Source organism: Pseudoflavonifractor hominis (assembly GCF_014288125.1).
GTDB lineage: Bacteria > Bacillota > Clostridia > Oscillospirales > Oscillospiraceae > Pseudoflavonifractor_A > Pseudoflavonifractor_A gallinarum.
In genome coordinates, this window is sequence record NZ_JACOPR010000005.1 from 88990 (window position 1) to 114817 (window position 25828).

At 62.1% G+C, this 25828-nt stretch carries 28 protein-coding genes; all 28 read left to right on the top strand.

The window, feature by feature from the left end; all coding sequences use genetic code 11:
• Nucleotides 1-16 precede the first annotated feature (16 nt).
• A complete protein-coding gene (locus H8S34_RS09395) occupies nt 17-493 on the top strand; it encodes a CarD family transcriptional regulator (RefSeq protein WP_101693134.1) in 477 nt (158 codons plus the stop codon).
• Nucleotides 494-591: 98 nt separating this feature from the next.
• On the top strand, nt 592-1326 hold the full coding sequence (gene ispD / locus H8S34_RS09400; RefSeq protein WP_186963813.1) for a 2-C-methyl-D-erythritol 4-phosphate cytidylyltransferase: 735 nt from the start codon (nt 592-594) through the stop codon (nt 1324-1326).
• Nucleotides 1323-1793 carry a 2-C-methyl-D-erythritol 2,4-cyclodiphosphate synthase gene (gene ispF / locus H8S34_RS09405; RefSeq protein WP_186963814.1) on the top strand — a complete coding sequence of 157 codons (471 nt, stop codon included), beginning with the start codon at nt 1323-1325 and terminating at the stop codon, nt 1791-1793. Before ispD ends, ispF begins: the two co-directional genes overlap by 4 nt.
• A gap of 57 nt (nt 1794-1850) precedes the next feature.
• Nucleotides 1851-2105 carry a putative Se/S carrier protein gene (locus H8S34_RS09410; RefSeq protein ID WP_101693131.1) on the top strand — a complete coding sequence of 85 codons (255 nt, stop codon included), beginning with the start codon at nt 1851-1853 and terminating at the stop codon, nt 2103-2105.
• Nucleotides 2102-3244: an aminotransferase class V-fold PLP-dependent enzyme gene (locus H8S34_RS09415; protein ID WP_101693130.1), complete on the top strand. Its 1143-nt coding sequence runs from the start codon at nt 2102-2104 to the stop codon at nt 3242-3244. The genes H8S34_RS09410 and H8S34_RS09415 overlap by 4 nt, the downstream gene beginning before the upstream one ends.
• Before the next feature lie 316 nt (nt 3245-3560).
• Nucleotides 3561-4448 carry a diadenylate cyclase CdaA gene (cdaA, locus tag H8S34_RS09420; RefSeq protein WP_101693129.1) on the top strand — a complete coding sequence of 296 codons (888 nt, stop codon included), beginning with the start codon at nt 3561-3563 and terminating at the stop codon, nt 4446-4448.
• Complete coding sequence (locus H8S34_RS09425; protein WP_101693128.1) at nt 4426-5667, top strand: CdaR family protein; 1242 nt, start codon at nt 4426-4428, stop codon at nt 5665-5667. Before cdaA ends, H8S34_RS09425 begins: the two co-directional genes overlap by 23 nt.
• 77 nt (nt 5668-5744) lie before the next feature.
• The gene (locus H8S34_RS09430; protein WP_101693127.1) at nt 5745-6167 is read left to right on the top strand and encodes a SoxR reducing system RseC family protein; all 423 of its coding nucleotides are present in this window, start codon (nt 5745-5747) and stop codon (nt 6165-6167) included.
• 10 nt (nt 6168-6177) lie between these two features.
• A complete protein-coding gene (locus H8S34_RS09435; protein ID WP_186963815.1) occupies nt 6178-7065 on the top strand; it encodes a DUF5685 family protein in 888 nt (295 codons plus the stop codon).
• Nucleotides 7062-7667 carry a J domain-containing protein gene (locus tag H8S34_RS09440; RefSeq protein ID WP_186963816.1) on the top strand — a complete coding sequence of 202 codons (606 nt, stop codon included), beginning with the start codon at nt 7062-7064 and terminating at the stop codon, nt 7665-7667. The genes H8S34_RS09435 and H8S34_RS09440 overlap by 4 nt, the downstream gene beginning before the upstream one ends.
• Before the next feature lies 1 nt (nt 7668).
• A complete protein-coding gene (locus H8S34_RS09445) occupies nt 7669-8196 on the top strand; it encodes a hypothetical protein (RefSeq protein WP_186963817.1) in 528 nt (175 codons plus the stop codon).
• Nucleotides 8197-8299: 103 nt separating this feature from the next.
• On the top strand, nt 8300-9166 hold the full coding sequence (locus H8S34_RS09450; RefSeq protein ID WP_180956851.1) for a YicC/YloC family endoribonuclease: 867 nt from the start codon (nt 8300-8302) through the stop codon (nt 9164-9166).
• 15 nt (nt 9167-9181) lie between these two features.
• Complete coding sequence (gene remA, locus H8S34_RS09455) at nt 9182-9451, top strand: extracellular matrix/biofilm regulator RemA (protein ID WP_101693122.1); 270 nt, start codon at nt 9182-9184, stop codon at nt 9449-9451.
• A complete protein-coding gene (gmk, locus tag H8S34_RS09460; protein ID WP_186963818.1) occupies nt 9448-10071 on the top strand; it encodes a guanylate kinase in 624 nt (207 codons plus the stop codon). The genes remA and gmk overlap by 4 nt, the downstream gene beginning before the upstream one ends.
• Before the next feature lie 39 nt (nt 10072-10110).
• Nucleotides 10111-10308: a DNA-directed RNA polymerase subunit omega gene (gene rpoZ, locus H8S34_RS09465; protein ID WP_101693120.1), complete on the top strand. Its 198-nt coding sequence runs from the start codon at nt 10111-10113 to the stop codon at nt 10306-10308.
• An 84-nt stretch (nt 10309-10392) separates the two neighbouring features.
• On the top strand, nt 10393-12867 hold the full coding sequence (priA, locus tag H8S34_RS09470; protein WP_186963819.1) for a primosomal protein N': 2475 nt from the start codon (nt 10393-10395) through the stop codon (nt 12865-12867).
• 13 nt (nt 12868-12880) lie between these two features.
• Nucleotides 12881-13366 (top strand): peptide deformylase, encoded by a 486-nt coding sequence (def, locus tag H8S34_RS09475; protein WP_101693118.1) that lies wholly within the window; start codon nt 12881-12883, stop codon nt 13364-13366.
• A gap of 4 nt (nt 13367-13370) precedes the next feature.
• Nucleotides 13371-14294: a methionyl-tRNA formyltransferase gene (gene fmt / locus H8S34_RS09480; protein WP_186963820.1), complete on the top strand. Its 924-nt coding sequence runs from the start codon at nt 13371-13373 to the stop codon at nt 14292-14294.
• 40 nt (nt 14295-14334) lie between these two features.
• Nucleotides 14335-15024, top strand: a complete 690-nt coding sequence (locus H8S34_RS09485) for a zinc metallopeptidase (RefSeq protein WP_101693116.1) — start codon at nt 14335-14337, stop codon at nt 15022-15024.
• A 3-nt stretch (nt 15025-15027) separates the two neighbouring features.
• The gene (gene rsmB, locus H8S34_RS09490; protein ID WP_186963821.1) at nt 15028-16359 is read left to right on the top strand and encodes a 16S rRNA (cytosine(967)-C(5))-methyltransferase RsmB; all 1332 of its coding nucleotides are present in this window, start codon (nt 15028-15030) and stop codon (nt 16357-16359) included.
• Nucleotides 16356-17384, top strand: coding sequence for a dual-specificity RNA methyltransferase RlmN (gene rlmN / locus H8S34_RS09495; RefSeq protein WP_186963822.1), 1029 nt, complete (start codon nt 16356-16358; stop codon nt 17382-17384). Before rsmB ends, rlmN begins: the two co-directional genes overlap by 4 nt.
• 82 nt (nt 17385-17466) lie before the next feature.
• The gene (locus tag H8S34_RS09500) at nt 17467-18198 is read left to right on the top strand and encodes a Stp1/IreP family PP2C-type Ser/Thr phosphatase (RefSeq protein ID WP_101693113.1); all 732 of its coding nucleotides are present in this window, start codon (nt 17467-17469) and stop codon (nt 18196-18198) included.
• Nucleotides 18199-18213: 15 nt separating this feature from the next.
• Complete coding sequence (pknB, locus tag H8S34_RS09505; RefSeq protein ID WP_101693112.1) at nt 18214-20337, top strand: Stk1 family PASTA domain-containing Ser/Thr kinase; 2124 nt, start codon at nt 18214-18216, stop codon at nt 20335-20337.
• Between the two features lie 2 nt (nt 20338-20339).
• On the top strand, nt 20340-21221 hold the full coding sequence (gene rsgA, locus H8S34_RS09510) for a ribosome small subunit-dependent GTPase A (protein WP_186963823.1): 882 nt from the start codon (nt 20340-20342) through the stop codon (nt 21219-21221).
• Nucleotides 21206-21859, top strand: a complete 654-nt coding sequence (locus H8S34_RS09515) for a thiamine diphosphokinase (RefSeq protein WP_101693110.1) — start codon at nt 21206-21208, stop codon at nt 21857-21859. Before rsgA ends, H8S34_RS09515 begins: the two co-directional genes overlap by 16 nt.
• A gap of 97 nt (nt 21860-21956) precedes the next feature.
• Nucleotides 21957-22124, top strand: coding sequence for a hypothetical protein (locus tag H8S34_RS09520; RefSeq protein WP_180956850.1), 168 nt, complete (start codon nt 21957-21959; stop codon nt 22122-22124).
• A gap of 431 nt (nt 22125-22555) precedes the next feature.
• The gene (locus H8S34_RS09525) at nt 22556-24088 is read left to right on the top strand and encodes a DUF3794 and LysM peptidoglycan-binding domain-containing protein (RefSeq protein ID WP_186963824.1); all 1533 of its coding nucleotides are present in this window, start codon (nt 22556-22558) and stop codon (nt 24086-24088) included.
• A 181-nt stretch (nt 24089-24269) separates the two neighbouring features.
• Complete coding sequence (gene spoIVA, locus H8S34_RS09530; RefSeq protein ID WP_328821029.1) at nt 24270-25748, top strand: stage IV sporulation protein A; 1479 nt, start codon at nt 24270-24272, stop codon at nt 25746-25748.
• Nucleotides 25749-25828: the final 80 nt, after the last annotated feature.

The following is a 25828-nucleotide window of genomic DNA, read 5'->3' on the forward strand; positions in this document are numbered from 1 at the left end:
TTTGGGAGGTGGGATCATGTTTCAGGTAGGCGATAAAATCGTCCATCCAATGCATGGTGCTGGTGTCATTGACAGTATCGTGCAGAAGAAGGTCAATGGAGTGCTGCGGGAATACTATATCTTAAAGCTTCCTCTGAATGGGATGCTTGTCATGATCCCGACGCACAACAGTGAGGAGATCGGCGTGCGTCCCATTGTGGAGGGGGAAGAGGCAGACCGTGTGATCGCGGCCATTCCCAGCATGGACGTGGAGATGGATTCCAACTGGAACCGGCGCTATCGGGAGAACATGCTGCGGCTGAAAAGCGGCGACCTCCTGGAGGTGGCCCGGGTGGTAAAGGGACTGGTGCGCCGGGACGGAGAGCGCGGCCTCTCCACCGGGGAGCGGAAGATGCTCCACTCGGCCAAACAGATCCTGATTTCGGAGATCGTCCTCTCCCAGAATTCCAGTTATGAAGCGGTAGAGGCCCGCATTGATTCTGCCCTGGCATAATAAGATGGGAGAGACGGCGACAGCGTGGACCCATCGAGCAAGAGGGAGCCTTCGGGCTCCTTTTCTTGTGGCCGGCAGAGGAAAGGAAGGAAACGAACATGGCAGAATGGCTCAAACGGCTGCTGAAGCGAAACCGGGAACAGCAGGCCTTTTGTACCGCGGTAGTCCCGGCTGCCGGATCCTCCACCCGCATGGGGGGACAGGATAAGATATTGCTTACGCTGGGGGATGTGCCGGTCCTGATGCACACGCTGCGCGCACTGGACAGCTGCCCCCGTATCCAGGAGATCGTGGTGGTCACCCGGGAGGATCTGATCGTGCCCATCAGCCAGCTCTGCCGGGAGGGTGGATTTTCCAAGGTCAAATCGGTGGTCGTGGGCGGTGCCAGCCGGGCGGAATCCGTGCTGCGGGGCATCCGGGAGGCCAGCGAGGGGGCAGAGCTCATCGCCATTCACGACGGGGCCCGTCCCCTGGTCAGCCAGGCGGTGCTGGATGAGGTCATCCGCAAGGCGGAGGAGTGCGGCGCGGCGGCCCCCGCGGTGCCGGTCAAGGACACGATCAAGCAGGCAGTCGGAGGGATCGTGGAACGGACGCCCGACCGCTCAGAGCTCTTTGCAGTGCAGACGCCCCAGGTCTTTGATGCCGCGCTGATCCGGGGCGCGCTGGCCAAGGCGCTGGAGGAGGGGGCTGCCCTCACGGACGACTGCTCCGCGGTGGAGCGGATTGGGATGAAAGTCTCTCTGACCGGAGGGGACTATAGGAATTTGAAGATCACCACGCCGGAGGACCTGGTCCTGGCGGAGGCGCTGTTGGAGTGGAGGGAGAAGCCGTGAGAATCGGACATGGTTATGATGTACATAAACTGGTGGAGGGACGCCGCCTCATCCTGGGCGGGGTGGAGATCCCCTATGAGCGGGGACTGCTGGGACACTCGGACGCGGATGTCCTGACCCATGCGGTGATGGACGCGCTCCTGGGGGCCACGGGGCTCTGGGACATCGGCCATGCCTTTCCGGACAACGATCCGGCCTATGAGGGCGCGGACAGCCTGGTGCTGCTGGACCGGGTCATGGAGATGCTGCGCGGGAAAGGATACCGGGTGGGCAACGTGGACGCCACCATCCTGGCCCAGAGGCCCAAGCTGGCCCCCCACATTCCTCAGATGCGCGCCAATCTGGCCAAGCGTATGGGAATCGGGGAGGACCGGGTCAACGTCAAGGCCACCACGGAAGAGGGACTGGGCTTTACCGGTGCCGGCGAGGGCATGGCGGCTCACGCGGTGGCGCTGCTGGAGGAGTAACCGTGGAACCGCACCTCCTGCCCCGGCATACGATGGGGCGAGAGGAGCGTTTGAACCATGGTCTATTATCTTATCGTCTGCCGTTCCCTGACCTATGCGCAGCGGACAGCCGCTGTGTTGGAGCGGGTAGGCATTACGGCGCATATCCTGCGTTCGCCGAAAGTGATTGCCGGAGAGGGATGCGGATACTCGGTCAAGGTGGCACAGCGAAACCTGTCCGACGCCCTGCGCATCCTGGTCCAAGCGGGATTGGGGCCGAAGCGGGTCTTTATTATGGAGAGCGACGGCAGCTATAAAGAGGTGCTGCTATGATTTACCTGGACAGTGCTGCCACCACGCTCCAAAAGCCGGACACCGTCGCAAGGGCCGTCGCACAGGCGGTCCATACCATGACCACCCCCGGGCGGGGCGGCTACCGCCCGGCCCAACGGGCGGCGGACACGGCCTTTGCCTGCCGGATGGCTGCGGCGGAGCTCTTTGACATGCCGGAGCACCCGGAACGGGTGATTTTCACCAGCAATGCCACACATGCCCTCAATCTGGCTATCAAAACCCTGGTGCATCCCGGAGACCGGGTAGTCATTTCCGGCTATGAGCACAATGCCGTTACCCGGCCGCTGGTGGCCCTCGGTGCGGAGACGCTGGTGGCGCAGGCCCCGCTCTTCCGGCCCGAGGTCCTGCTGCGGCAAATGGAAGAGGCGATCACCGGCCGGACTGCGGCAGTCGTCTGCACCCACGTGTCCAATGTGTTTGGCTATGTGCTGCCGGTGTACGAGATCGCGGCCATCTGCCGGGAGAGGGGAGTCCCGTTTGTACTGGACGCCTCCCAGTCGGCCGGAGTGATCCCCATCTCCTGCAAGGAGCTGGGGGCGGACTTTGTCGCCATGCCGGGACACAAGGGCCTCTATGGCCCCCAGGGGACCGGACTGCTGCTCTGTGCCCGGGAGGATGTGAACACCCTTCTGGAGGGCGGAACGGGCAGCGCCTCGGCGCTGCCGGGTATGCCCGAGGTCCTGCCGGACCGCCTGGAGGCGGGGACCCACAACATGCCCGGCATTGCCGGACTGCTGGAGGGACTGCGCTTCGTGAAGCGGACCGGGATCGGCCGGATCCGCGCCCACGAGGAGCGCATGATCCGCACCGCGGTCCAGCTGCTGCGGGGGATGGACGGGGTGACCCTCTATGCCTCTCCCGACCCGGGACTGCAAACCGGGGTGCTGTCCCTGCGCCTGGATGGGCTGGAGTGCGAACAGGTGGGAGAAGTGCTGGGGAAGCGGGGCGTGGCCGTGCGCGCCGGACTTCACTGTGCGCCGCTGGCCCACCGCACCGCCGGTACCTTTGAGACCGGGACCATACGGATGAGTGTTTCCGCCTTCACCATGGAATCGGAGATCCGGCGATTCGCCCACATGCTGCGGGAGATCCGGCGAAATGGGGCACAGGCGGTTTAAAAGGGGAGCTCCAGGCCTGGTGCGGCTTGGAGCTCCTTTCCTGTCATGATCGGATTGATATCACGCTAAAGAGAGGCGTGATGGGGAGAATTGGCCCCATCCTGCGAAAATAGGCGGGATGGGTCTGAAATGCTGTGAATAAATTGAAAATTATTTGTAAACAGACCGAAAGAACTAAAAGATTCCCGGCCTTACTTCTTGCCAATATTGCGGAAAGACAGTATAATAATGAAGTTAAAGGGCCCGGTATGTTTGTGTGAACGATCGGGTGAGCACAGGGCGCACACCATGCGTTCGACATGGGGAGTAGTGGGAAATGGAACATCTATACCAGTTTATGCAGGTTGTCCTCAATTATCTCCGTTTGATCCACGTCACCGATTTTATTGATATCGGCATCATGGCCTTTATCATCTACCGGGTGATCATTTTGATCCGGCGGAGCAGCTCCGGCCAGGTGGCCAAGGGAGTCGTTCTGATTCTGGCGGCCCTGTGGCTTTCACAGCTGCTGAAACTGAATACGGTGAACTACTTCCTGGGGAAGACGGTAGAGTGGGGCGTTCTGGCTCTGGTGGTGCTCTTTCAGCCGGAGATCCGGAAGATGCTGGAGCAGGTGGGCAACAGCCGCCTGGGAAATGTCTTTGGGAAAGCAGAGGCGCCGGATGAGATCGAGCATGCCATCCAGCAGACGGTGGAGGCCTATGCCTCTCTCTCCAAGAGCAAGACGGGCGCGCTCATGGTCTTTGAGCGGAAAAATCTCTTTGACGACTCCATTAAGACCGGCACTTCGCTGGACTGTTCGGTGAGCAGTGAGCTGCTGAAGAACCTTTTCTGGAACAAGGCGCCCCTCCATGACGGCGCGGTCATCGTCCGGAACGGGCGGATCGTGGGCGCCGGATGTGTGCTGCCCCTCTCCGGAAATGTGAACCTGTCCCGGGATCTGGGCATGCGCCACCGGGCCGGGATCGGCGCCAGCGAACATTCGGATGCGGTGGTGGCCATCGTCTCGGAGGAGACCGGCTCCATCTCGGTGGCGGTGGGCGGAATGCTCAAGCGCCATCTGGCCCCGGAGACGCTGGAGCGGCTGTTGCGCAATGAGCTCCTTCCTAAGAATGAGGAGGATGAGAGCCAGCGCTTCAAGCTCTTCAACCTGTTGAAAGCCATGAAAGGAGGTCAGCGTGATGGAGAACATAAGGGAGAGTAAGTGGCTCTATATCGTACTGTCTCTGCTGCTGGCCATCTTTCTCTGGCTCTATGTAGGCAGCGGAGAGGGCCGGGAGGAGATCAACACGATTCGCAACATTCCCGTGACCTTCACCAATGTGGAGACCCTGGAGGAGCGCGGCCTGATGATCTCGGATGGCGCGGAGCAGACCATCACCCTGGAGATCAAATCCACCCGGAGCGTGGCCATGAAGCTGTCGGAGAAGGGGGCAGTCACCGCAGTGGTGGATGTCTCCAAGATCACCGCTCCGGGCTCCTATACCACGGGCTATCAGCTCAACACGCCCAGCAGCGTCAGCCAGATCAGCTACAGCGTGGTGGGCAATGTACAGAATATCTCCTACACCGTGGCCCGCCGCTCGGACCGGCAGGTTGAGGTGCGCGGCGTCTTCAACGGCGAGGTGGCCGACGGCTTCCAGCGGGGCGAATTCTCCATCACGCCGGGCAGCATCACGGTCAGCGGCGAGGAGGAAAATGTCAACCAGGTCGACTATGCCCTTGTGACGGTCACCCGGGAGGACGAGCCGCTCTCCGCCACCTTTACCGGAACCATGCCCTTCCAGCTGATCGGCTTTGACGGACAGGTGCTGGATGCCAAGGCGCTGAGACTGACCACCAATGTGGACATGGTGGACGTGACCCTCCCGGTGGTGAAGCTCAAGGAGATCCCGCTGACCGTGGATATCCTGCCCGGAGGCGGCGCCACTGAGGACAACGCAGAGGTACACATTGAGCCGGAGACCATTACCGTTTCCGGAGATGAGGACGCGCTGGACTCCGTGACCAAGATCGTGTTGGGCCAGATCGACCTTCAGACGATCTTTGATCAGAACACGATCACCTTCCCCATCGACGTGGGTACCCATCTGGAAAATGTCAGCGGCGTGACCGAGGCCACCGTGACGGTCAAGATCACCGGACTGACCACCCGCACATTGGAAGTGGACAATATCAACTTCATCAATGTGCCGGAGGGATATACGCCGGAGAAGGTGACCCTCTCCTGCCTGGTGCAGATCCGCGGGGAGGAAGAGGCCGTGAATGCGGTGATCCCGTCCCAGCTGCGGGTGGTGGCCGATCTGAAGGATGCCGGGCCGGGCAGCCAGACGGTGAACGCCACGGTCTATCTGGACGGCAGCAGCAGCGTGGGCGTCGTCGGCGGAGACTACAAAGTGGTCGTCAATCTGCGGCGTAATTAAAGAAGTATACGAGAAACACGGTGGGACGGGCGCAATGCGTCCGTCCCACACAGCAACTAGGTAATAAGAGGTTAGATATGGAACAGATCGCAAGAGTAAATCGGGTGGTCAGCGACACCGTGGCAGAGATCGCTGTGAAGCGGAAATCGGCCTGCGGGCATGACTGCTCCCAGTGCGGAGGCGGATGCAGCGAGATGCTGGTACAGAGCGAAGTGACCGCCATGGCCTTTAATCCGCTCCACGCCAGGGCGGGGGACACGGTACAGGTAGAGAGTGAGACAAAACAGGTGCTCAGCATCGCGGCCATCGTCTATCTGGTGCCGCTGATCCTCTTTTTCCTGCTCTATGCCGTGGGGCGTATGATTGCTCATGTGGAATCTGTCTCCATTGCGCTGGGCGGACTGGGCTTCTTTGTGGGGATCGCGGTTGCGGTCTATGCCAACAGCGTGGTCAAGCGCCGCCGGCTTACCTCCTTCCGGATCACCGCTATCCTGGACTGAGACAGAAGCGATGTTTGGATATGTCAGGCCGGTGCGGACGGAGCTGCGGGTATGGGAGTGGGAGCGGTACCGGGAGGCCTACTGCGGTCTGTGTGACACCATGGGCCGCCGCCATGGCTTTCTGGCCCGGATGTTCCTCAACTATGACTTTACCTTTTTGGCTATGCTGCTCCTGCCCGATCTGGGCCGGAGAGAGCGGAGCCGGTGCCGCTGTCCCGCACGGCTGTGGGTATGCCGGAAATCCTGTACGCCCCGGCATGAGATGATGGATCTGGCCGCCGATGAGAGCGTGATCCTCACCTACTGGAAGCTGCGGGACGGCGTGCTGGACGGCTCCTTCTGGCAGCGGCAGGGAAGCCGGATCTTATCCCGCCTGCTGCGTCCGGCCTACCGGAGAGCACAGCGCGCCTGCCCGGGCTTTGCGGAGACCGTGGAGAACTGCCTGGAAGAGCTCCATGTACTGGAGCGGGAGCAGTCCCCCTCGCTGGATCGGACGGCCGATACCTTCGCCCGCATCCTGTCGGCCGCCGGGCCGAAAACGGGGCGTCCGGCGCGGGATCGGGCGATGGAGCAGCTGCTCTACCATGTGGGGCGGTGGATCTATCTGCTGGACGCCTGGGACGACCTGGAGGAGGACCGGCAGTCCGGACAGTATAACCCCATCTTGAAGCGCTTCCCGGACGGGGCACAGGACCACCGGGAGGAGATCGCGCGGACCTTGCTTCACTCCAGAAACCTGGCAGTATCTGCATATGCGCTGCTGGAGGCGGGCGACTGGAGCGGAATTTTAGAAAATATCCTTTACCTTGGCCTTCCCGCCATGGAGCGGAGCGTCTTTGCCCCATCCGACGGAGCGGGCCGACGGAATTCTTGCATGCATAGGAGAATGGACAGATGACGGATCCCTACCGTGTTTTGGGCGTGGAGCCCACTGCCAGTGACGACGAGATCAAGCGCGCATACCGGGAACTGGCCCGGAAGTACCATCCGGACAACTATCAGAACAATCCTCTGGCCGATCTGGCGGAGGAGAAGATGAAAGAGATCAACGAGGCCTACGACCAGATCACGAAGCAGCGCGCCGGAGGGGGCGGGTACAATGCCTCCAATGCCGGCTACCAGCGACAGCAGAGCAGCTATCAGCAGCAGTCCTATTCCGGCGGAAGCGTGTACCAGCAGGCCCGGCAGGCCATCAACCTGGGCGACCTGGGCCGGGCGGAGCAGCTGCTGCGCACCGCGCCCGCCCAGAACGGGGAGTGGCACTTCCTGATGGGCAGCATCGCCTACCGGAAGGGGTGGCTGGACGAGGCCATGCAGCACTATCAGATGGCCTGCCGCATGGACCCCACAAACGGGGAGTACCGCCAGGCGCTGGCCATGATGCAGAACGGCGGGCAGGCATACCGTCCCTACGGATACGGAGGCGGCATGGACGCCTGCGACTGCTGTACCAGCCTGATGTGTCTCAACTGCCTGTGCGGCGGATGCGGAGGGTACTAAGGTGCCCCGCGCACGTTCCGGAGGCGCCAGGGAAGTGGCGCTGCCGGCGGTACTGGCCGCTCTTTCGCTGCTACTGCTCTATGGGGCCTCCATTGCGCCCAGCGGGCGGATGGGCCTGGTAGCGCTCTCCGGTCTGGTGACGGCCGCGGCGGTGGTCTCGGGCGGACTGCATGCCGGGCTGCTGTGCTATGGCGCGGCCGGGATCCTGGGTTTGCTCCTGGTGCCCGACAAGGGGAGCGCACTGCTCTATCTGCTCTTTTTCGGCGTGTATCCGGTAATCAAGTCCCGGGCCGAGCGGCTGCGGACACGGCTGGCCGAGTATGGGCTGAAGCTGCTGTGCTTCAACCTGGCGCTGACCATTCTGTGGTTTGGCTTTCGGGGACTCTTTCTCCCGTTCCTGCCGGAGGCTTTGCGCATGACCGCGCTGGTCTACCTGGTGGGCAACCCGGTCTTTCTGGTCTATGATTTTGGATGCTCCAAGGCCATCAGCCTCTATGTGGCGCGCCTTGGCCGCCGGCTGGGGAAATGAGACTTTTCAAGCGGGAGAAATTCTGCTATAATATTCCGATGACTCTGTGTGATGCAGAGCCCCATTCTGAAGAGAAGCGAGGGGAAGCCCTTTGATTAAAAGTATGACCGGTTACGGAAGGGGAGAGGCGGTCCTCCACGGCCGTCCCATCACGGTAGAGCTGCGTTCCGTCAATAACCGCTATCTGGATTGCAATATCAAGCTGCCCCGTATCTATGTCTTTGCGGAGGACGCCATCAAGGCAAAGGTACAGGAGAGTATTTCCCGGGGCAAGGTGGACGTGTTCGTCACCATCGGGCCCTCTGAGGGGGGAGACGTCAACATCTCGGTCAACCGTCCGGTGGCCGACGGCTACTATAAGGCCCTGTGCGACCTGCGGGACAGCTATGGCCTGAAGGATGACATCTCGGTCTCTCTGCTCTCACGCCTGCCCGACGTGTTCCTTGTGGAGAAGAACCAGGAGGACCTGGAGGCGGTGTCCGCCGACCTGTGCGAGGTGCTGGGCCTGGCCCTGAAGGACTTTGACGCCATGCGCGAGCGGGAGGGCGAGAAGCTGGTGCAGGATGTCCGCTCCCGGGCCGCCACCATCGCCGCCCTCACCGGGAAGGTGGAGGAGCGCTCCCCAGGGATCGTGGCCGATTACCGCGCCCGGCTGGAGTCCAAGATGGCCGAGGTGCTCCAGAATACCCAGATCGATGAGAGCCGCATCCTCACCGAGGCGGCCATCTTTGCGGATAAGGTCGCCGTGGATGAAGAGACCGTCCGTCTGCGCAGCCACCTCTCCCAGCTGGAGCATATGCTCTCCGGGGACGGCCCGGTGGGACGGAAGCTGGACTTCCTGATCCAGGAGTTCAACCGGGAGGCCAATACCATCGGCTCCAAGTGCAGCGACATCGAGACGGCCCGCTATGTGGTGGAGATCAAGGGCGAGATCGAGAAGATCCGCGAGCAGATCCAGAATATTGAGTAACGCGGAGGACGCGGTATGAAACTGATCAACATCGGCTTCGGCAATATGGTCTCCGCAGGACGTCTCATCGCCATTATCAGCCCCGATTCCGCCCCCATCAAGCGAATGATCCAGGAGGCCAGGGACAGCGGCTGTCTCATTGACGCCACCTATGGGCGGCGCACCCGGGCGGTGCTGATTATGGACAGCGACCACATCGTCCTCTCCGCCCTCCAGCCCGAGACCGTAGCGGGACGGCTGGCAGGGAAGGAGACCGGGCCTGAGCCGGAGGAGGATATGGAATGATACGAAAGAAAAAGAAGCGTGGACAGCTGATCGTTTTGTCCGGCCCCTCTGGCGTGGGAAAGAGCACCGTGATCTCCGAGCTGCTCAGTGAGCGCAGCGACATCCATTTCTCGGTCTCCTTCACCACCCGGCAGCCCCGGGTGGGCGAGGCCGACGGTGTGAATTACAATTTCGTCAGCCGGGAAACCTTTGAGGGGATGATCGCCCGGGAGGAACTTCTCGAGCATGCCGAGTATGTGGGCAACTATTACGGCACCTCCCTCAAGGTCATCCAGGAGAAGCTGGACGCGGGCATCGACGTGCTGCTGGACATTGAGGTGCAGGGCGCGGCCAAGGTCCGGGCCAAGTGCCCGGAGGCGGTGCTGATCTTTATTATTCCGCCCAGCTTTGAAGAGCTCTCCCGCCGGCTCCACCGCCGGGCTACCGATCAGGAGGAGGTCATTCAGGGCCGCCTCCAAAAGGCCCGGGAGGAATACCGGCAGATTCCCAACTACGACTACATGGTGGTCAACGACAAGGTGTCCGAGGCTGCGGCCGAGATCATCGCCATCCTGACGGCGGAGGGCTGCCGTACCCGGAACCGGCTTCACCTGGTGGACGATGTCTCGCTGGGCCGCTGAGACCACTGCTATACCAAAATAAAAGGAGTTTGATGCGTTATGATGCTCTATCCCCCCATGAATAAGCTGCTGGAGCAGGTGCCCAGCCGGTACATGCTGGTCAATGTGGTGGCCCAGCGGGCCCGCCAGATCGCCAGTGAGGCGGAGGAGAACGGAATCTCCCTGGACGATAAGCCGGTCACGCTCGCCATCCGTGAGGTGGCGGAGGGCAAGGTCACGCCCCAGGCCGCAGAATAACACGCACAGAAGGGCAAGCGTTGGGGCGGGAGCCCTGGCGCTTGCCTTTTCCCGGATTTGGGGCGGGGAGAAGGAGGAGAGAATATGGAGCAGTCTGTGGCGGCCCGGGTGGCCCTGTCCGCGGCTACCTACGCCATTGACAAGCCCTATACGTACCTGGTCCCCCCGGAGCTGCGGGAGACCCTGTCGCCCGGAATGCGGGTGATCGTGCCCTTCGGGGCGGGAAACCGGCGGACCGAGGGGATCGTGCTCTCCATCGAGGAAAGCGCTGCGCCCGATCCGAAATGCAAACCTATTTTAACTCAGCTGGACGAGGAACCTGTGCTGGACGGAGAGGGGCTCCATCTGGCTATCTGGATGCGGGAGCGGTACTTCTGTACGGTCTATGACGCGGCCCGGGCCATGCTCCCGGCCGGACTGTACTTCTCCTTACAGGACCGCTACCGCCTGGCCCCGGGGATCGACCGGGAGGCAGCCTATGAGGCGGCCGGGAACTCGGAATATGCCCGCACTATCGTGGAGATGGTCTGTGCCTCCGGCAGCGCCGAGCTGGGACAGATCCGCGCGGTGTTCGGTACCCGAAACCCCGGACCTGCGCTCAAACAGCTGGTGGACCGGGGCATCCTGGTGTTGGAGACCAGCGCCTCCCGGGGCGTGGGGGACAAGACCGAGCGGGTGGCCGTCCTGGCCGTCCCGCCGGAGGACGCCATGGCACAGGTCACACCCCGCCGGCGGTCGGCCCCCATGCGCTATGCGGTGATGGAGCTGCTGTGCGCCATTGGAGAGGCCTCCACAAAGGAGCTGTGCTATTTTACGGGCGCCTCCATGGAGACCCTGAAATCCCTGCGCAAGAGCGGCCTGATCCGTCTGGAGGAGCGGGAGGCCTTCCGCCGGGTGTCGGTGGAGCCCTGCGAACCAGCCGGGCCGGTCTATCTCAACGAGGAGCAGGAGGCCGCCTTTCAGGGACTGGACGCGCTGGCCCGGACTGGGACAGCGGCCGCGGCGCTCCTCTACGGAGTGACGGGCAGCGGAAAGACCCAAATCTACATCCGGCTCATTCAGGAGAGCCTGAAGCGGGGGAAGAGCGCCCTGGTGCTGGTGCCCGAGATCGCGCTGACGCCCCAGCTCCTGCACCACTTTTCCGCCCATTTCGGGGATGCGGTGGCGGTCCTCCACAGCTCGCTGCGGGCGGGGGAGCGCTACGATGAGTGGAAGCGGGCCAAAGCCGGGAAGGCACAGGTGGTGATCGGCACCCGCTCGGCGGTTTTTGCCCCCCTGCGCAATCTGGGACTCATCATCCTGGACGAGGAGCAGGAGGGAAGCTACAAATCGGAGCAGGTCCCCAAATACCATGCCCGGGATGTGGCGAAATACCGCTGTGCCCAGACCGGGGCACTGCTGGTCCTAGGATCGGCCACGCCGTCCATTGAGAGCATGTATCAGGCGAAACAGGGCGTGTACCACCTCTTCACGCTGCGGCGGCGCTACAATGAGCGGGCCCTTCCCCAGGTGCAGATCGCCGATCTGCGGGAGGAGCTGAAGGCGGGAAACGGCGGCTCCATTGGCCATGCCCTGCGGTCTGCCTTGGAGGAAAATCTCCGGCGGGGGGAGCAGTCCATTCTGTTCCTGAACCGGCGGGGGGCCAGCCGTATGCTCTCCTGCGGGGAGTGCGGCGAGGCACCCACCTGCCCCCGCTGTTCGGTGTATCTCACCTATCACTCCGCCAACGGGCGGCTCATGTGTCACTGCTGCGGCCACTCGGAGCGGGTCCCGGACGTCTGCCCCAATTGCGGCGGCACCTTCCATTTTATCGGGACCGGGACCCAGCGGGTCCAGGAGGAGCTGGAGGAGATGTTTCCCGGGGTAGAAGTGCTGCGGATGGATACCGACACCATTTCCGCAGTCCACTCCCATGAGAAGCTGCTCGCCCGGTTTGAACAGGAGCGGGTCCCCATTCTGGTGGGGACCCAGATGGTGGCCAAGGGGCTGGATTTTGAGAATGTGACCCTGGTGGGCGTGGTGGCGGCCGACCTGTCCCTCTATGTGGACGACTACCGGGCGGCGGAGCGGACCTTTTCCCTCATCACCCAGGTGGTGGGTCGGGCAGGCCGGGGCGAAAAGACCGGCCGGGCGCTCATCCAGACCTATACGCCGGAAAATGACGTCATCACATTTGCGGCGGCGCAGAACTACGACGCCTTTTATGAACAGGAGATCGGCCTACGGGAGCTGCGGGGCTGCCCGCCCTTCCGGGATCTCTTTGTACTCACCGCCTCGGGGACGACGGAGAGCGCCGTCTTACAGACCTGTATGCGTCTGCGGCGCAGTCTGGAGGAGTGGCTGCGCCAGCCGCCCTATGAGGGGTACCGTTCCCAGCTGCTGGGCCCGGCGCCGGCGGCCATCGCCAAGGTGAACAACCGCTACCGCTACCGCCTGACCCTGAGTACCCGAAATGACAAGCGCATGCGTGCGCTGGTGGCCCATCTGCTCTGCTGCGCACAGAAAGATAAAGAAAACCGGGGCGTATCCGTCTATGCGGATGTGAATCCCCTGGATTAGGAGGAAGATTACCATGGCACTGAGAACGATTCTGACAGACGAAGATCCGGCCCTGCACAAGGTCTGCCGGCCCTATACGGTTTTTGACGAGCGGCTGTGGTCCCTGCTGGACGACATGAAGGAGACCCTGGCACACGCCAACGGCGCGGGACTGGCCGCACCTCAGATCGGCATTCTGCGCCGTGCGGTCATCGTGGTGGACGGCAACGACGAGATGCTGGAGCTGGTCAACCCGGAGATCATCTGGACCGACGGGGAGCAGGAGGGCTTTGAGGGCTGCCTGAGCGTCCCGGGCCGCTGGGGCGTGGTCAAGCGCCCCATGAAGGTGCGCGTCCGCGCCCAGGACCGCCACGGCAACTGGTTCGAGGCCGAGGGCGAGGAGATTGTGGCCCGCTGCTTCTGCCATGAGCTGGAGCATCTGGAGGGCCACCTTTTCACCGAGCGCAGTGACAAGCTCTATACCACGGAAGAGCTGGACGCCATGATGGAGCGTGAGTAAGAGTATGCGGATCGTTTTTATGGGCACCCCTGCATTTGCGGTGCCCTCTCTGGAAAAGCTAATCGAGGCCGGACATGAGATCGTTGGGGTCTTTACCCAGCCGGACAAACCCAAGAACCGCGGCATGAAGCTCCTTCCGCCGCCGGTGAAGGTGTGCGCGCAGGAGCACGAAATCCCGGTCTATCAGCCCACCAAGCTGCGGGACGGCACAGCGCTGGCCCAGATTCAGGCCCTCGCCCCGGAGCTTATCGTGGTGGCCGCCTACGGGCGCATTCTGCCCGATGAGATCCTGGATTACCCGAAGCTGGGGTGCATCAATGTCCACTCCTCGCTGCTGCCCCGCTACCGTGGAGCGGCTCCTATCAACTGGGCCATCCTCAACGGGGATGAGAAAACCGGCGTGACCATCATGCACATGGCCACCGAGCTGGACGCGGGAGACATCATTACCCAGGCGGAGACCGCCATCGACCCGGATGAGGACGCGGAGACCCTCTATCAGCGTCTGGCTGACATGGGCGGCGCGCTCCTCATCTCCGCGGTGGAGCAGCTTGCCGCCGGGACGGCCACCCGGACGCCCCAGGAAGCGGCGGGCGTGACCCTGGCCCCAATGCTGGGACGGGAGCTCTCGCCCATCGACTGGAAGCGCTCCGCTCAGGAGATCCACAACCAGGTGCGCGGGCTGATCCCCTGGCCCACCGCCACCACGGACGCCATTACGGGCGACACCATGAAGATTCTGGTCACACAGCAGACCGGGGAGGAGACCGGCGCCCCTGCCGGAACCGTGGTGGCCGCCGGGAAGCAGGGCATCGACATGGCGTGCGGGGACGGGAAGATCCTGCGGATCGTGGAGCTCCAGGCAGCGGGCAAGAAGCGTATGAAGGCCGCAGACTACCTGCGGGGCAACCCCATTTCCATTCCCTGAGCGGGAACGGAGGCCGCATCCGGTCAGAAAGGAAACAGCCATGTTTTATTATGATCCTACCTATTGGAGCATTCTGGTCCCCGCCATGCTCATTGCGGCGTGGGCCCAGTGGCGCGTGAGTTCCACCTTCCGCCGGTTCTCCGGTGTCCGCGCCTCCCGGGGCTATACCGGGGCACAGGCCGCCGAGGCGGTATTGCGGGCCCACGGGGTGCACGATGTGCGCATCGAGCGGGTGTCCGGACGGCTCACGGACCATTTTGATCCCCGGAGCAATGTCATCCGCCTGTCGGACAGCGTATATGGCTCCAACAGCGTGGCCGCCATCGGCGTGGCGGCCCACGAGGCGGGGCATGCGGTACAGTATGCGGTGGGATACGGTCCCATCAAGCTGCGCAACGCCATCATCCCGGTGTGCAACTTGGGTTCTCAGCTCTCCATTGTCTTCATCCTGCTGGGGCTGTTTCTCTATATCCAGCCCCTCTTTGCCGTGGGTATCCTGCTGTTCTCGCTGGCCGTGGTGGTGCAGCTGGTCACGCTGCCGGTGGAGTTCAATGCCTCCCACCGGGCGCTGGAGACCCTGAAAAGCACCCATCTCCTGGACGGAGAGGAGCTGAGCGGGGCCCGCAAGGTGCTGGGCGCGGCGGCCATGACCTATGTGGCGGCCCTTCTGGTCTCCCTGGCCCAGCTGCTGCGCTTCCTGCTGGCCTTTGCCGGACGTCGGAGGGACTAAGCGATGGCGCGAGAGAGAAAAAAGAGCGCCCGTGAAGTGGCTCTCCTGGCGCTGCATGCCTGTGAGCAGCAGGGGGCCTGGTCCGACGGCTTTTTGAAGAAGACCATCCGGGAGGCCGGGCTGGACAGCCGGGACGCCGGGTTCGCCTCCCGGCTCTGTTTTGGAGTTTTGCAGAACCGGATGCTTCTGGATTTTTACCTGGGACAGTTTTCCAAGCTCCCGCTGGACCGGCTGGAGGCGAAGATCCGCTCCTGTCTGCGTCTGGGCGCCTATCAGATCCTGCTGCTGGACCGCGTGCCGGAGTCGGCAGCCGTCAATGAGTCGGTCAATCTGGCACGCCAGTACGCAAAGAATCCCAGAGCGGCCGGGATGGTAAACGGCATTCTGCGAAACCTGATTCGCAGCCGGGAAACCCTCGGCCTTCCAACCCAGCTGGACATCCGCTATTCCCATCCTGCATGGCTTGTAAAGGAATTTAACCTTGCACTGAATGGGGAGGGCGTGGAGGCCCTGCTGGAGGCCGACAACGCCATTCCGCCCACTATGGCTCAGGTCAACACCACCCGCTTCTCCCAGGAGGAGGTCGTGGAGCTGCTGCGGCAGGAGGGGGTGGAGGTACAGCCCCACCCCTGGATTCCGGACTGCCTCCTCTTGCAGGGAACGGGAGATCTGGAGCGGCTGGAGAGCTTCCGCCGGGGCGCGTTCTATATCCAGGACGGCGCCGGAAAACTCTCTGTCCTGGCGGCCGACCCAAGACCGGGGATGCAGGTGCTGGACGCCTGCGCCGCGCCGGGCGGCAAGAGCTTTGCTGCGGCCATCCGAATGGGCGGGCAGGGGGAGATCTGGTCCTGCGACATCCACCCGCACAAGCGGGGATTGATCCAGGCGGGGGCCGAGCGGCTTGGATTTTCCGAGCTGATCCATCCCGCCATTCAGGATGGAAAGCAGTGCCGGGAGGAGTGGATCGGCCGGTTTGACCGGGTGATCGCCGATGTGCCCTGCTCCGGGCTGGGCATCATCCGCAAGAAGCCGGATATCCGCTATAAGGACCCGGAGTCCCTGGTAGGACTCCCCGCCATTCAGAGCGCGATCCTGGAGAATGTATCCCGCTATGTCAAGCCGGGCGGGGCACTTCTCTACTCCACCTGTACCTTGCTCCGGCGGGAAAATGAGGGTGTGGTGGAGGCTTTCCTTGAAAAGCATTCTGACTTTACATTAGAGCGTTTTCAACTGCCCGGACCGGTTGGAGCGGTCGAGGGCGGCATGCTGACCCTCTGGCCGCACCTGCATGGGACAGATGGATTCTTCTTTGCGAAATTGAGGAGGGCGACATGACCGATATCAAATCCATGAATCAGGAGGAGCTGTCCTCCTTTCTCAAGGAGCTGGGGCAGCCGGCCTTTCGGGCCAAGCAGGTCTTCCAGTGGCTCCACCGGGGCGTCCGCTCCTTTGACGAGATGACCAACCTCTCCAAAGCCCTGCGGGAACAGCTGGCCCAGAGCTGCCTGCTCGCGCCCCCCACGGTAGAACGCAAGCAGGTCTCCGCCCTGGATGGGACCATCAAGTACCTGTGGCGTCTGCACGACGGAAACTGCATCGAAACCGTTCTGATGCGCTACAAACATGGGAATACTGTGTGCATCTCCTCCCAGGTGGGATGCCGGATGGGATGCGCTTTCTGCGCCTCCACAATCGCTGGCAAGGTAAGAGACTTGATACCTGCTGAAATGCTGGATCAGGTCCTGTTCACCCAGATCGATTCGGGGGCACCCATCTCCAACATCGTGCTCATGGGCATCGGCGAGCCGCTGGACAATTTCGACACCGTGATGCGCTTTCTGGAGCTGGTCAACCACCCGGACGGGATGAACATCGGCATGCGCCATATCTCGCTGTCCACCTGCGGGTTGGTCGACCGGATCGATGAGCTGGCCAAACGGCAGCTCCAGCTGACCCTGTCCGTCTCCCTCCACGCACCGGACGACGAGACCCGCTCCAAGATCATGCCGGTGAACAAGAGTGTGGGGGTGGAGCGGCTCTTTGCCAGCTGCCGGCGGTATTTTGAGCAGACCGGCCGGCGGATCTCCTATGAGTATGCCATGATCGACGGGGTCAACGACACGGACTGGCAAGCAGATCTACTTGCCAGCCATTTGAAGGGAACGCCGGGGCATGTGAACCTGATTCCGCTCAACGAGGTCAAGGAGAGCCCGCTGCGTCCCAGCCGCCGGGTGGCTGCATTCCAAAAACGTCTGGAGTCCCAGGGCGTGACCGTGACGGTACGGCGCAAACTGGGTGGCGATATCGACGCCTCCTGCGGGCAGCTCCGCCGCAAGCAGATGCTGGAGGAGCAGGCCTGAGAAGGGGCTGTGCGACGGGCTCATCCCGATCCGCATGGGATGGGCTGCGGAAAAATCGATGTGGAGAAGAAGGCTGTTTACTATGATAAAAGCATGGGGAATCACACATAAGGGCTGCGTCCGTCCGCAGAATCAGGATACTTACTATCTGGACGTTCTGTCGGAAGACCTGGCTGTGGGCCTGGTCTGTGACGGTATGGGCGGCGCGCGCGCCGGAAATATCGCCAGCATGCTGGCGGTGGAGGCATTTGTCGAGGCTTTGCAGGATCTCCCGCCAGGCACGCCGGAGGATCCGGAGGCCCTGCTGGCACAGGGCAGCGCCGGGGCCAACACGGTGGTGTACCACCGGGCCAGAAGGGACCCGGACTGCCATGGGATGGGGACCACCATGGTGGCGGCCCTGGTCCTGTCGGATATGGCGTACCTGTTGAACATCGGAGACAGCCGCGCCTATTACATCTCGGGGAACGGGATCGAGAAGGTGACCCGGGATCACTCCCTGGTGGAAGATATGGTCCGGCGGGGGGACATCACGCCGGAACAGGCGCGCAACCATCCGCAGAAGAACCTCATTACCCGCGCCCTCGGGACCGAGGAACATGTGAGGGCGGACTTTTACCGTAAGAAACTGGAAAGCGGAGACTCGCTTCTCCTGTGCTCGGACGGACTCTCCAACGTGGTCAGCGATCAGGAGATGCTCTATGAGGTACTCCACGGCGGTCCGGTGGGCGAATGCTGCCACCGGCTTTTGGACATCGCGTTATCCCGGGGCGCACCGGATAACGTGACCTGTGTCCTGTTTCAGTTTGAGTAAGGGAGGGTAATGACTATGGATCAATACATAGGGAAGTTACTCGACAACCGATATGAGATTTTGGAGCGGATCGGGACCGGAGGCATGGCGGTGGTCTATAAGGCCCGCTGTCACCGGCTCAACCGTCTGGTGGCCATTAAGATCCTCAAGGAAGAGCTGGCCCAGGACGCAGAGTTTCGCCGCCGCTTCCACGATGAGTCCCAGGCCGTGGCCATGCTCTCCCACCCCAATATCATGGCGGTGTACGACGTGAGCAAATCCGGCGACGTGGACTATATCGTCATGGAGCTGCTGGAGGGCATTACCCTCAAGCAGTATATGCAGAAGAAGGGCGGAAAGCTGAGCTGGAAGGAATCCCTCCACTTTATCATCCAGATCATGAAGGCTCTCTCCCACGCCCACAGCCGCGGCATCATCCACCGGGACATCAAGCCCCACAACATCATGGTGCTGCGGGACGGCAGCATCAAGGTGGCCGACTTCGGCATCGCCCGGCTGACCTCGGCCAGCCAGAATACCATGACGCAGGAGGCGCTGGGGTCGGTACACTACATCTCTCCGGAGCAGGCCAGAGGAAGCCACATCGACGCCCGCTCCGACATCTACTCCGCGGGCGTGGTGCTCTACGAGATGCTGACCGGAAGGCTGCCCTACGAGGGAGATTCCCCGGTGGCGGTGGCTATCCAGCACATCAACTCCATTCCGCTCTCGCCCCGTGAGCTGGAGCCCGGGATTCCGGAGGCGCTGGAGGCCATCACTCTGAAGGCCATGGCCTCGGATGTCAACCAGCGCTACATTTCGGCCGACGCCATGCTGGCCGACCTGGAGGAGTTCCGGAAGAATCCCAACATCAACTTTGAGTTCCGCCCGGAGGACGTCCGGCTGACCGACGAAGCGGATGAGCCAACCCAGATTATCGGAGCCAATACGCCCAGCGCCATGACTGGCGGACGCCGCCTGCCCCATCCGGACGAGGCGGAGGATGCCACACAGCGCATTCCGCGCCACAGAGGGCCGGAGTCTGGGGTACGCCACAGCGGAGACACCGCGGGCAGCCGTCCGTCCAGTCGTCCATCCAGCCGCCGCAGCGAGGACTACTACGAGGAAGAGGAGGAGCCGGCCAGCAAGTGGCCCATTATTGCCGCGGTCGGCGCCATCCTGATCTTCCTGGTGGGTATCGGTATTTTTCTGGTCAGCATCTTCGGAAATGCCTTTCCCGAGACCCAGGACATCACCATTCCAGATGTAATGGGCTATACCCTGGAAGAGGCACAAGAACTGGACGCTGTAAAGGAAGGCGGCTTTACTATTGAGGAAGACGGAGAGGCCATAGAGAGCTCCTATCCGGAGGGGACGATTGCACACCAGTCGCCCGGCGCCAACACCACCCTGCGGGACACCACGGAAAATCGGGTCATCAAGGTCCAGCTCAGTGCCGGCAGTGAGGTCCCGAAAATGCTGGATCTGGTCAACCAGGAGCAGGCACTGGCCCAGCAGAAGCTGAAGAACCAGTTCCCCGACCTGAACTTGACTGTGGAGGTCGAGACAGAGCCCTCGGAAGAGGTGGAGTCCGGCTATGTCATCCGTACCGACCCGGAGGCCGAGAGTGAGCTGCGTGAGGGACAGACCATCACGCTCTATGTCAGCGAGGGCAAGCCGAGCAAGATGATCACCATCCCGTCTCTCATCGGGCAGACCCTGAACAAGGCCCAGGAGATGCTGAAGGAGTATAACCTGGTGGTGAAGGTCTCTGAGAAATATGACGATGTGGCAGAGGCCGGAATCGTCATCGATCAGTCCATCAACCCCAATGTGGAGGTGCAGGAGGGTGCGACCCTCACCCTCACGGTGAGCAAGGGACCGGAGCCCAAGCCTACCGACACGCCCACGCCGCCGGAGGTATCCGATGACCCGGGCGGAGAGACGCAGCCCTCCTCCCACACCATCACCATTTCGCTCCCCCAGGACGGCCGTGAGTATGTCATGGTCCGGGTCATGGTGGGCGACAGCGAGGCCTTTGGAGAGGAGGTTGCCACCAGTCAGGGGAGCATTCAGGTGCCTGTCACAGGAACCGGCTCTCAGGAAGTGGTGGTGTACATCGACGGACAGATCTCCAGCAGCGAGATCATTGATTTTTGAGTATGGCAGAAGGAACGATTTTGAAAGCCCTGAGCGGCTTCTATTACGTTGACACCGGTACGGCGGTGGTCACCTGCCGGGCCCGGGGAAAATTCCGCCACCAGAAGCAGACCCCTCTGGTGGGGGACCGGGTAGTCTTTACTGACCTGGGGGATGGGAGCGGCGCCCTGGATGAGATCCTGCCCCGCAGAAACCAGTTTTCCCGCCCGGCGGTGGCCAACATCGAGATGCTGGTGGTCATCGCCTCCGGCGCCATCCCGGTCACCGATCCCTTTTTGATCGATCGGGTGGTCTCCATTGCGGAGAGCCGGAACTGCGAGCCGGTGATCTGTATCAACAAATGCGATCTGGATGCGGCGGAGACCCTCTACCAGACCTATCTGGCGGCGGGCTTCACCACCCTCCGTGTCAGTGCCGAGACCGGGGAGGGGATCGACCGCCTGCGGGAGGTCATTGCCGGCAAGTCCTGCGCCTTCACAGGAAACTCCGGAGTGGGCAAGTCCAGCATCCTCAATGCGCTGGAGCCGGACTTTGGTCTGGAGACCGGTGCGGTCAGCGAAAAGCTGGGCCGCGGACGCCATACCACCCGCCATGTGGAGCTCTTCCGGCTCTCCAACGGGGCGGTGGTGGCAGACACCCCCGGCTTCTCCTCCTTTGACACCGAGCTGCACGAGCTTTGGCGGCCGGAGGACCTTCCCGGGACCTTCCGGGAGTTCCGGCCCTATCTGGACCAGTGCCGCTTTCAGGGGTGCGCCCACGTGAAAGAAAAGGGGTGCGCGGTCCGGCAGGCGGTCAAAGAGGGAAAGATCGCGCCCAGCCGGCACGCCAGCTATGTACGCCTGTATGAGCAGGCCAAGGAGGTGCCGGAGTGGAAGCGAAAGTAAAGCGTGCCCTGGTATTTGGCTCGGTCCCGTGCCGGGACTGGTCCTTTCTGGAGGCATACCGGCGACCGGACCAGCAGGTCTACTGTGCCGACGGCGGACTGAATAACGCCCTGGCCGCCGGCTGCAAACCGGACTTTGTGGTGGGGGATTGGGACTCCGGCGGAGCGCCCCGTGCCGATGTGCCCAGCGTCACCCTTCCTGTCGAAAAGGATATGACTGATCTTCAGGCGGCGCTGCACCACGCCCTGGCCGCCGGCTGCACGGAGTTTCTCCTGTGCGGCTGTCTGGGGGGGCGACGCTTGGACCACACGGCATTCAATCTGGTCCTGCTGGAGTGGCTGAAGGCCCGAGGCGGGCAGGGCATCCTGATCGACGAGGACAATGAGGTGCGCCTGTTGGAGCATGAGACCGTCACGCTCCATCCGGAGGAGGGGCCCCGCTACCGCTACCTGTCCCTGCTTCCGCTGGACCGCACCGTGGAAGGGGTCTCCATCGACGGAGTGAAGTATCCCCTAACGGATGCAGCCATCCTGCGGGGGGATACCCTTACCGTGAGCAACCAGCCCGCAGGGCCGGTAGTTTCCGCTACTGTGGGGGATGGGCGCGCCCTTCTCATCCGGAGTGAGCGGGACGCATAGCATACTGTACTGGGCAGACCGGTGAGAAAAACAGGCACAGATGACCGCTCTCTGCGTATACTGGGGATAGAAGCCAGTTGCGAAGGGGGCGGTCATTTTGCCGCAATGGCTGAACAAACAGACGGTAGGGTGGGCGGCCGGTACGGCGGTCACGCTTGCGCTGCTGCTCTATCCGGCCAGTCTTGTGACCTTGGGGATCGGCGCGGCACTGGGATACCGGGGACGCGCTTGGCTGGAAAAAACCGAAAGGAGTGCTCCGTCTTGAAAATTGTCGTTGTGCGGTCTCCCAAAGCGTTTCGGGGGATCCTCCGTACGCTGTTCGGTCTGCGGTAAAGACCGAAATGCTGCTGTTACATCCCTCTGCCCTGGAGAGCGGCCGGAATACTCCGGCCGCTCTCAGCGATTTTATAAGGAAGGGCCTCGCAGAGTTCCGTCGTCCGAAGACGACGGAAGGGAATCAGAGTGTGTTTTCCGGCGGCGTGTACGTCGGAAAACACTCCTATCAGGCTACAAGTGTGCGAGCGCCAGCGAGTGCGCGCAGTAGCCTGTATCCTCTCGAAAAAATGCCTGCATTTTTGAGAAGCGTGTCGAAGCTTTTCGACACGCGCAAAGCGGCCGGAATACTCCGGCCGCTCTTTTCATATAGTGTTTCAAACACGAAGGCGAACGTGCCTTTGCCAAAGGGAGTGGAACACTATGGAACTGGAATTAGAGCGGACTGAGCTGAGCGGCTATGAGACAGTTTTGAACACCACGCTGTTTCAGGAAGAGACCATGGAGATGATCGTACCGGATGCCTGCCCGGATATTCTGCGTATCCTGGATACCGAGGGCTGGGTGGAACTGAAAAGCCGGGAGGCATCGGAGGGGCATGCGGCCGTCTCCGGTACCATCCGGGCATGTGTGCTGTACCTGCCGGACGGAGAAGAGGGGATCCGCCAGCTGGACGTCTCCATCCCGTTCAGCGGCGGCGTGGACGGGGCCAGGCTGAACCACCGGTGCAGTCTCGTCTCTCTGGGCCGGATTGAGGGGGCGGAGACCCGTGCGCTCAATCCGCGCAAGGTACTGGTCCGGGTGGGGATCGCCGTGGAGCTGCAGGGGTACGCTCCGCTGGAAGAGGCGGTGTGCTCCAGCGTACACGCCGAGAGCAAGACCGGGGTGGAGCAGCTCTGTGAGACCTGCCATACCTACGGCGTGGTGTGCGTACAGGAAAAGCCCTTCCAATTTTCCGATGAGGTGACCCTGCCGGGTAGTAAGCCCCAGGCCGCAGAGCTGCTCAAGCAGCGTGTGACGGTGGTATGCACCGAGTCCAAGGTGATTGGGAATAAACTGATCTTTAAGGGAAATGTGAATCTTCAGATCCTCTATCGCAGTGTGGACCATCAGATCTGCGACAGTCTCTTTGAGCTTCCGTTCTCGCAGATCATGGAGGTCTCGGGCGGCGGGGAAGAGGCCGACTGTACCCTGGAGATTATGGCCACCGAGGTCCAGTGCAGTCTGGAGTCGGGGGAAGATGGAAGAATCATCCATGTTGCGCTGGAATTGCTGGCCCAGGCCGTCCTGCGTGCCGAGCGCAGCGTGGCGGTCCTGTGCGATCTGTACAGCACCTCTTATCTGCTGGAGGCGGATCGCTGCACCCATTCCATGGAGCATCTCATCGACCGCAGCGTCAAAACGCCCGCTCTGCGGGAGGTGGTGGAGTGCGGAGAGTCCATCGACAACATTCTGGACGCCTATCTCTCGGTGGGGCGGATGGCACAGAACCGGGAGGGAGAGCGGCTGGTTCTGGAGGCAGAGGTGCGCGCGACCATCCTTTACCGCACCGAGGGCGGAGAGTCGGGCAGCGTATCCCGCGTCTTCTCGGTGCCGTGCAGCCTGGAACTGCCGGAGGGGTGCAGCTGTACCTGCGTGTGCCGCTGTCCCGAGCCCGTCTTTGCCACGCCCACCGCAGGAGGGATCGAGGTGCGCTTTGCCGTGGAATTCCGCTATATGGCCCTGCGCAGCGAGCCCATCACCGGGATCTCCGCGGCCCGGCTGGATCCGGACTCGCCCAGAGACCGGGACCACCAGCCCTCCATCGTGCTGCGGATGGTCGGACGGGGAGAGCGGCTGTGGGACATTGCAAAGTGCTATGGGACCACCATGGCCGAGATCTGCCGGGCCAATGCATTGGAGGAAGAGCAGGCCCCCGGCGGGCAGCTTCTTCTGATTCCCCGGAAACGTGCCTGATGGATACCACCGCCGCAGCGGCACAGGCTGTGGGCTGCGGCGGCGGTGTACCCGGGGCGGGCGTCTGATTTTCTGCCCGGTGAGGTATAAGTCAGAGCTTATCCCCATAGCTATATAGGGAAAACGACCGGCACACAAGATGCGGGGGAGCCCTCGTATCCGGCCGAAGGAGGAATTGCAATTGGAAGAGCGCAAGATCTATGAGGATATTGCTCTGCGTACCGAGGGTGATATTTACATCGGTGTGGTGGGACCGGTGCGGACCGGAAAGTCCACCTTTATCAAGCGGTTTATGGAGACCATGGTCATCCCCAACATTGAGAACGTCTACCGGCGGGAGCGGGCCAGAGATGAGCTGCCCCAGAGCGGCTCCGGACGGACCATCATGACCGCCGAGCCGAAGTTCGTACCCGAGGAAGCGGTGGAAGTCACCATGGAGAATGGGGCGGCTTTTTCCGTCCGGCTGATCGACTGTGTGGGCTATCTGGTGCCGGGCGCGGTGGGACAGATGGAGGACGACAGCCCCCGCATGGTGACGACCCCCTGGTTCGACTACGAGATCCCGATGACCGAGGCCGCGGAGATCGGGACCCGCAAGGTGATCGCGGAGCACTCCACCATCGGGATCGTGATCACCACAGACGGCAGCATCACGGACATCCCCCGGGAGGACTATCTGGAGGCCGAGGAGCGGGTCATCTCGGAGCTGAAGGAGCTGGGGAAGCCCTTCCTGGTGGTGCTCAACTCGGCCTACCCGAATTCCGAGCGGGCACAGGCCATCCGCGCGGATCTCTCCTCCCGGTACGATGTGACCTGTGTGGTGGCAAACTGCCTGGAGCTGGATGAGGCGGATGTCCGCGATATCATCAAAGGCGTACTCTACGAGTTCCCGGTGAAGGAGCTGGACCTGTTCCTGCCCCCCTGGGTGGACGCACTGGACTATACTCATCCCATCAAGAGCAGTCTCTATGCGGCCATCCGGGAGGGTGCCAGTGGGATGCGTCGTATCCGGGATGTGGAACAGGCGGTCCACTCCATCGCCTCCTGCGAAAACGTCAGCAGCGCGCAGATCTCCGCCATCAGCCTGGGGACCGGCGTGGCGGCCGCCACCCTGGATCTGCCCCGGAGCCTGTTCTACGGGACCATCTCCGAGCAGTCCGGCTTTGCCATTCACGACGACGGCGATCTTTTGGGCCTGCTGACCGAGCTGTCCCATGTCAAATGTGAGTACGATAAGGTGTCCTCCGCCCTGGAGGACGTGAAGCAGACCGGCTATGGTATTGTGATCCCCAGCACGGATGAGTTGGTGCTGGAGGAGCCCGAGATCGTGAAGCAGGGCGGGCGGTATGGGGTCCGTCTGAAGGCCTCCGCGCCCTCCATCCATATGATCCGGGCGGACATCGAGACCGAGGTCTCTCCCATTGTCGGCAATGAAAAGCAGAGCGAGGAGATGATCAATTATCTCCTCCAGGAGTTTGAGGGGGACACCAAGGCCATCTGGCAGTCCAATATCTTCGGAAAATCCTTCCACGAGCTGGTGAGCGAGGACCTCAATACCAAGCTCAAGCGGATGCCGGAGGATGCCCGCGGAAAGCTGCGGGAGACCCTCCAGCGGATCATCAACGAGGGGTCCGGCGGACTGATCTGTATTATTCTCTGAGTGTGATTGGGCATTCTTCCTGTCGCGGCCCGGGCCGACAGGAAGAATGCCTTTTTGCTGGCGTGAAAAGCACTTGCCTG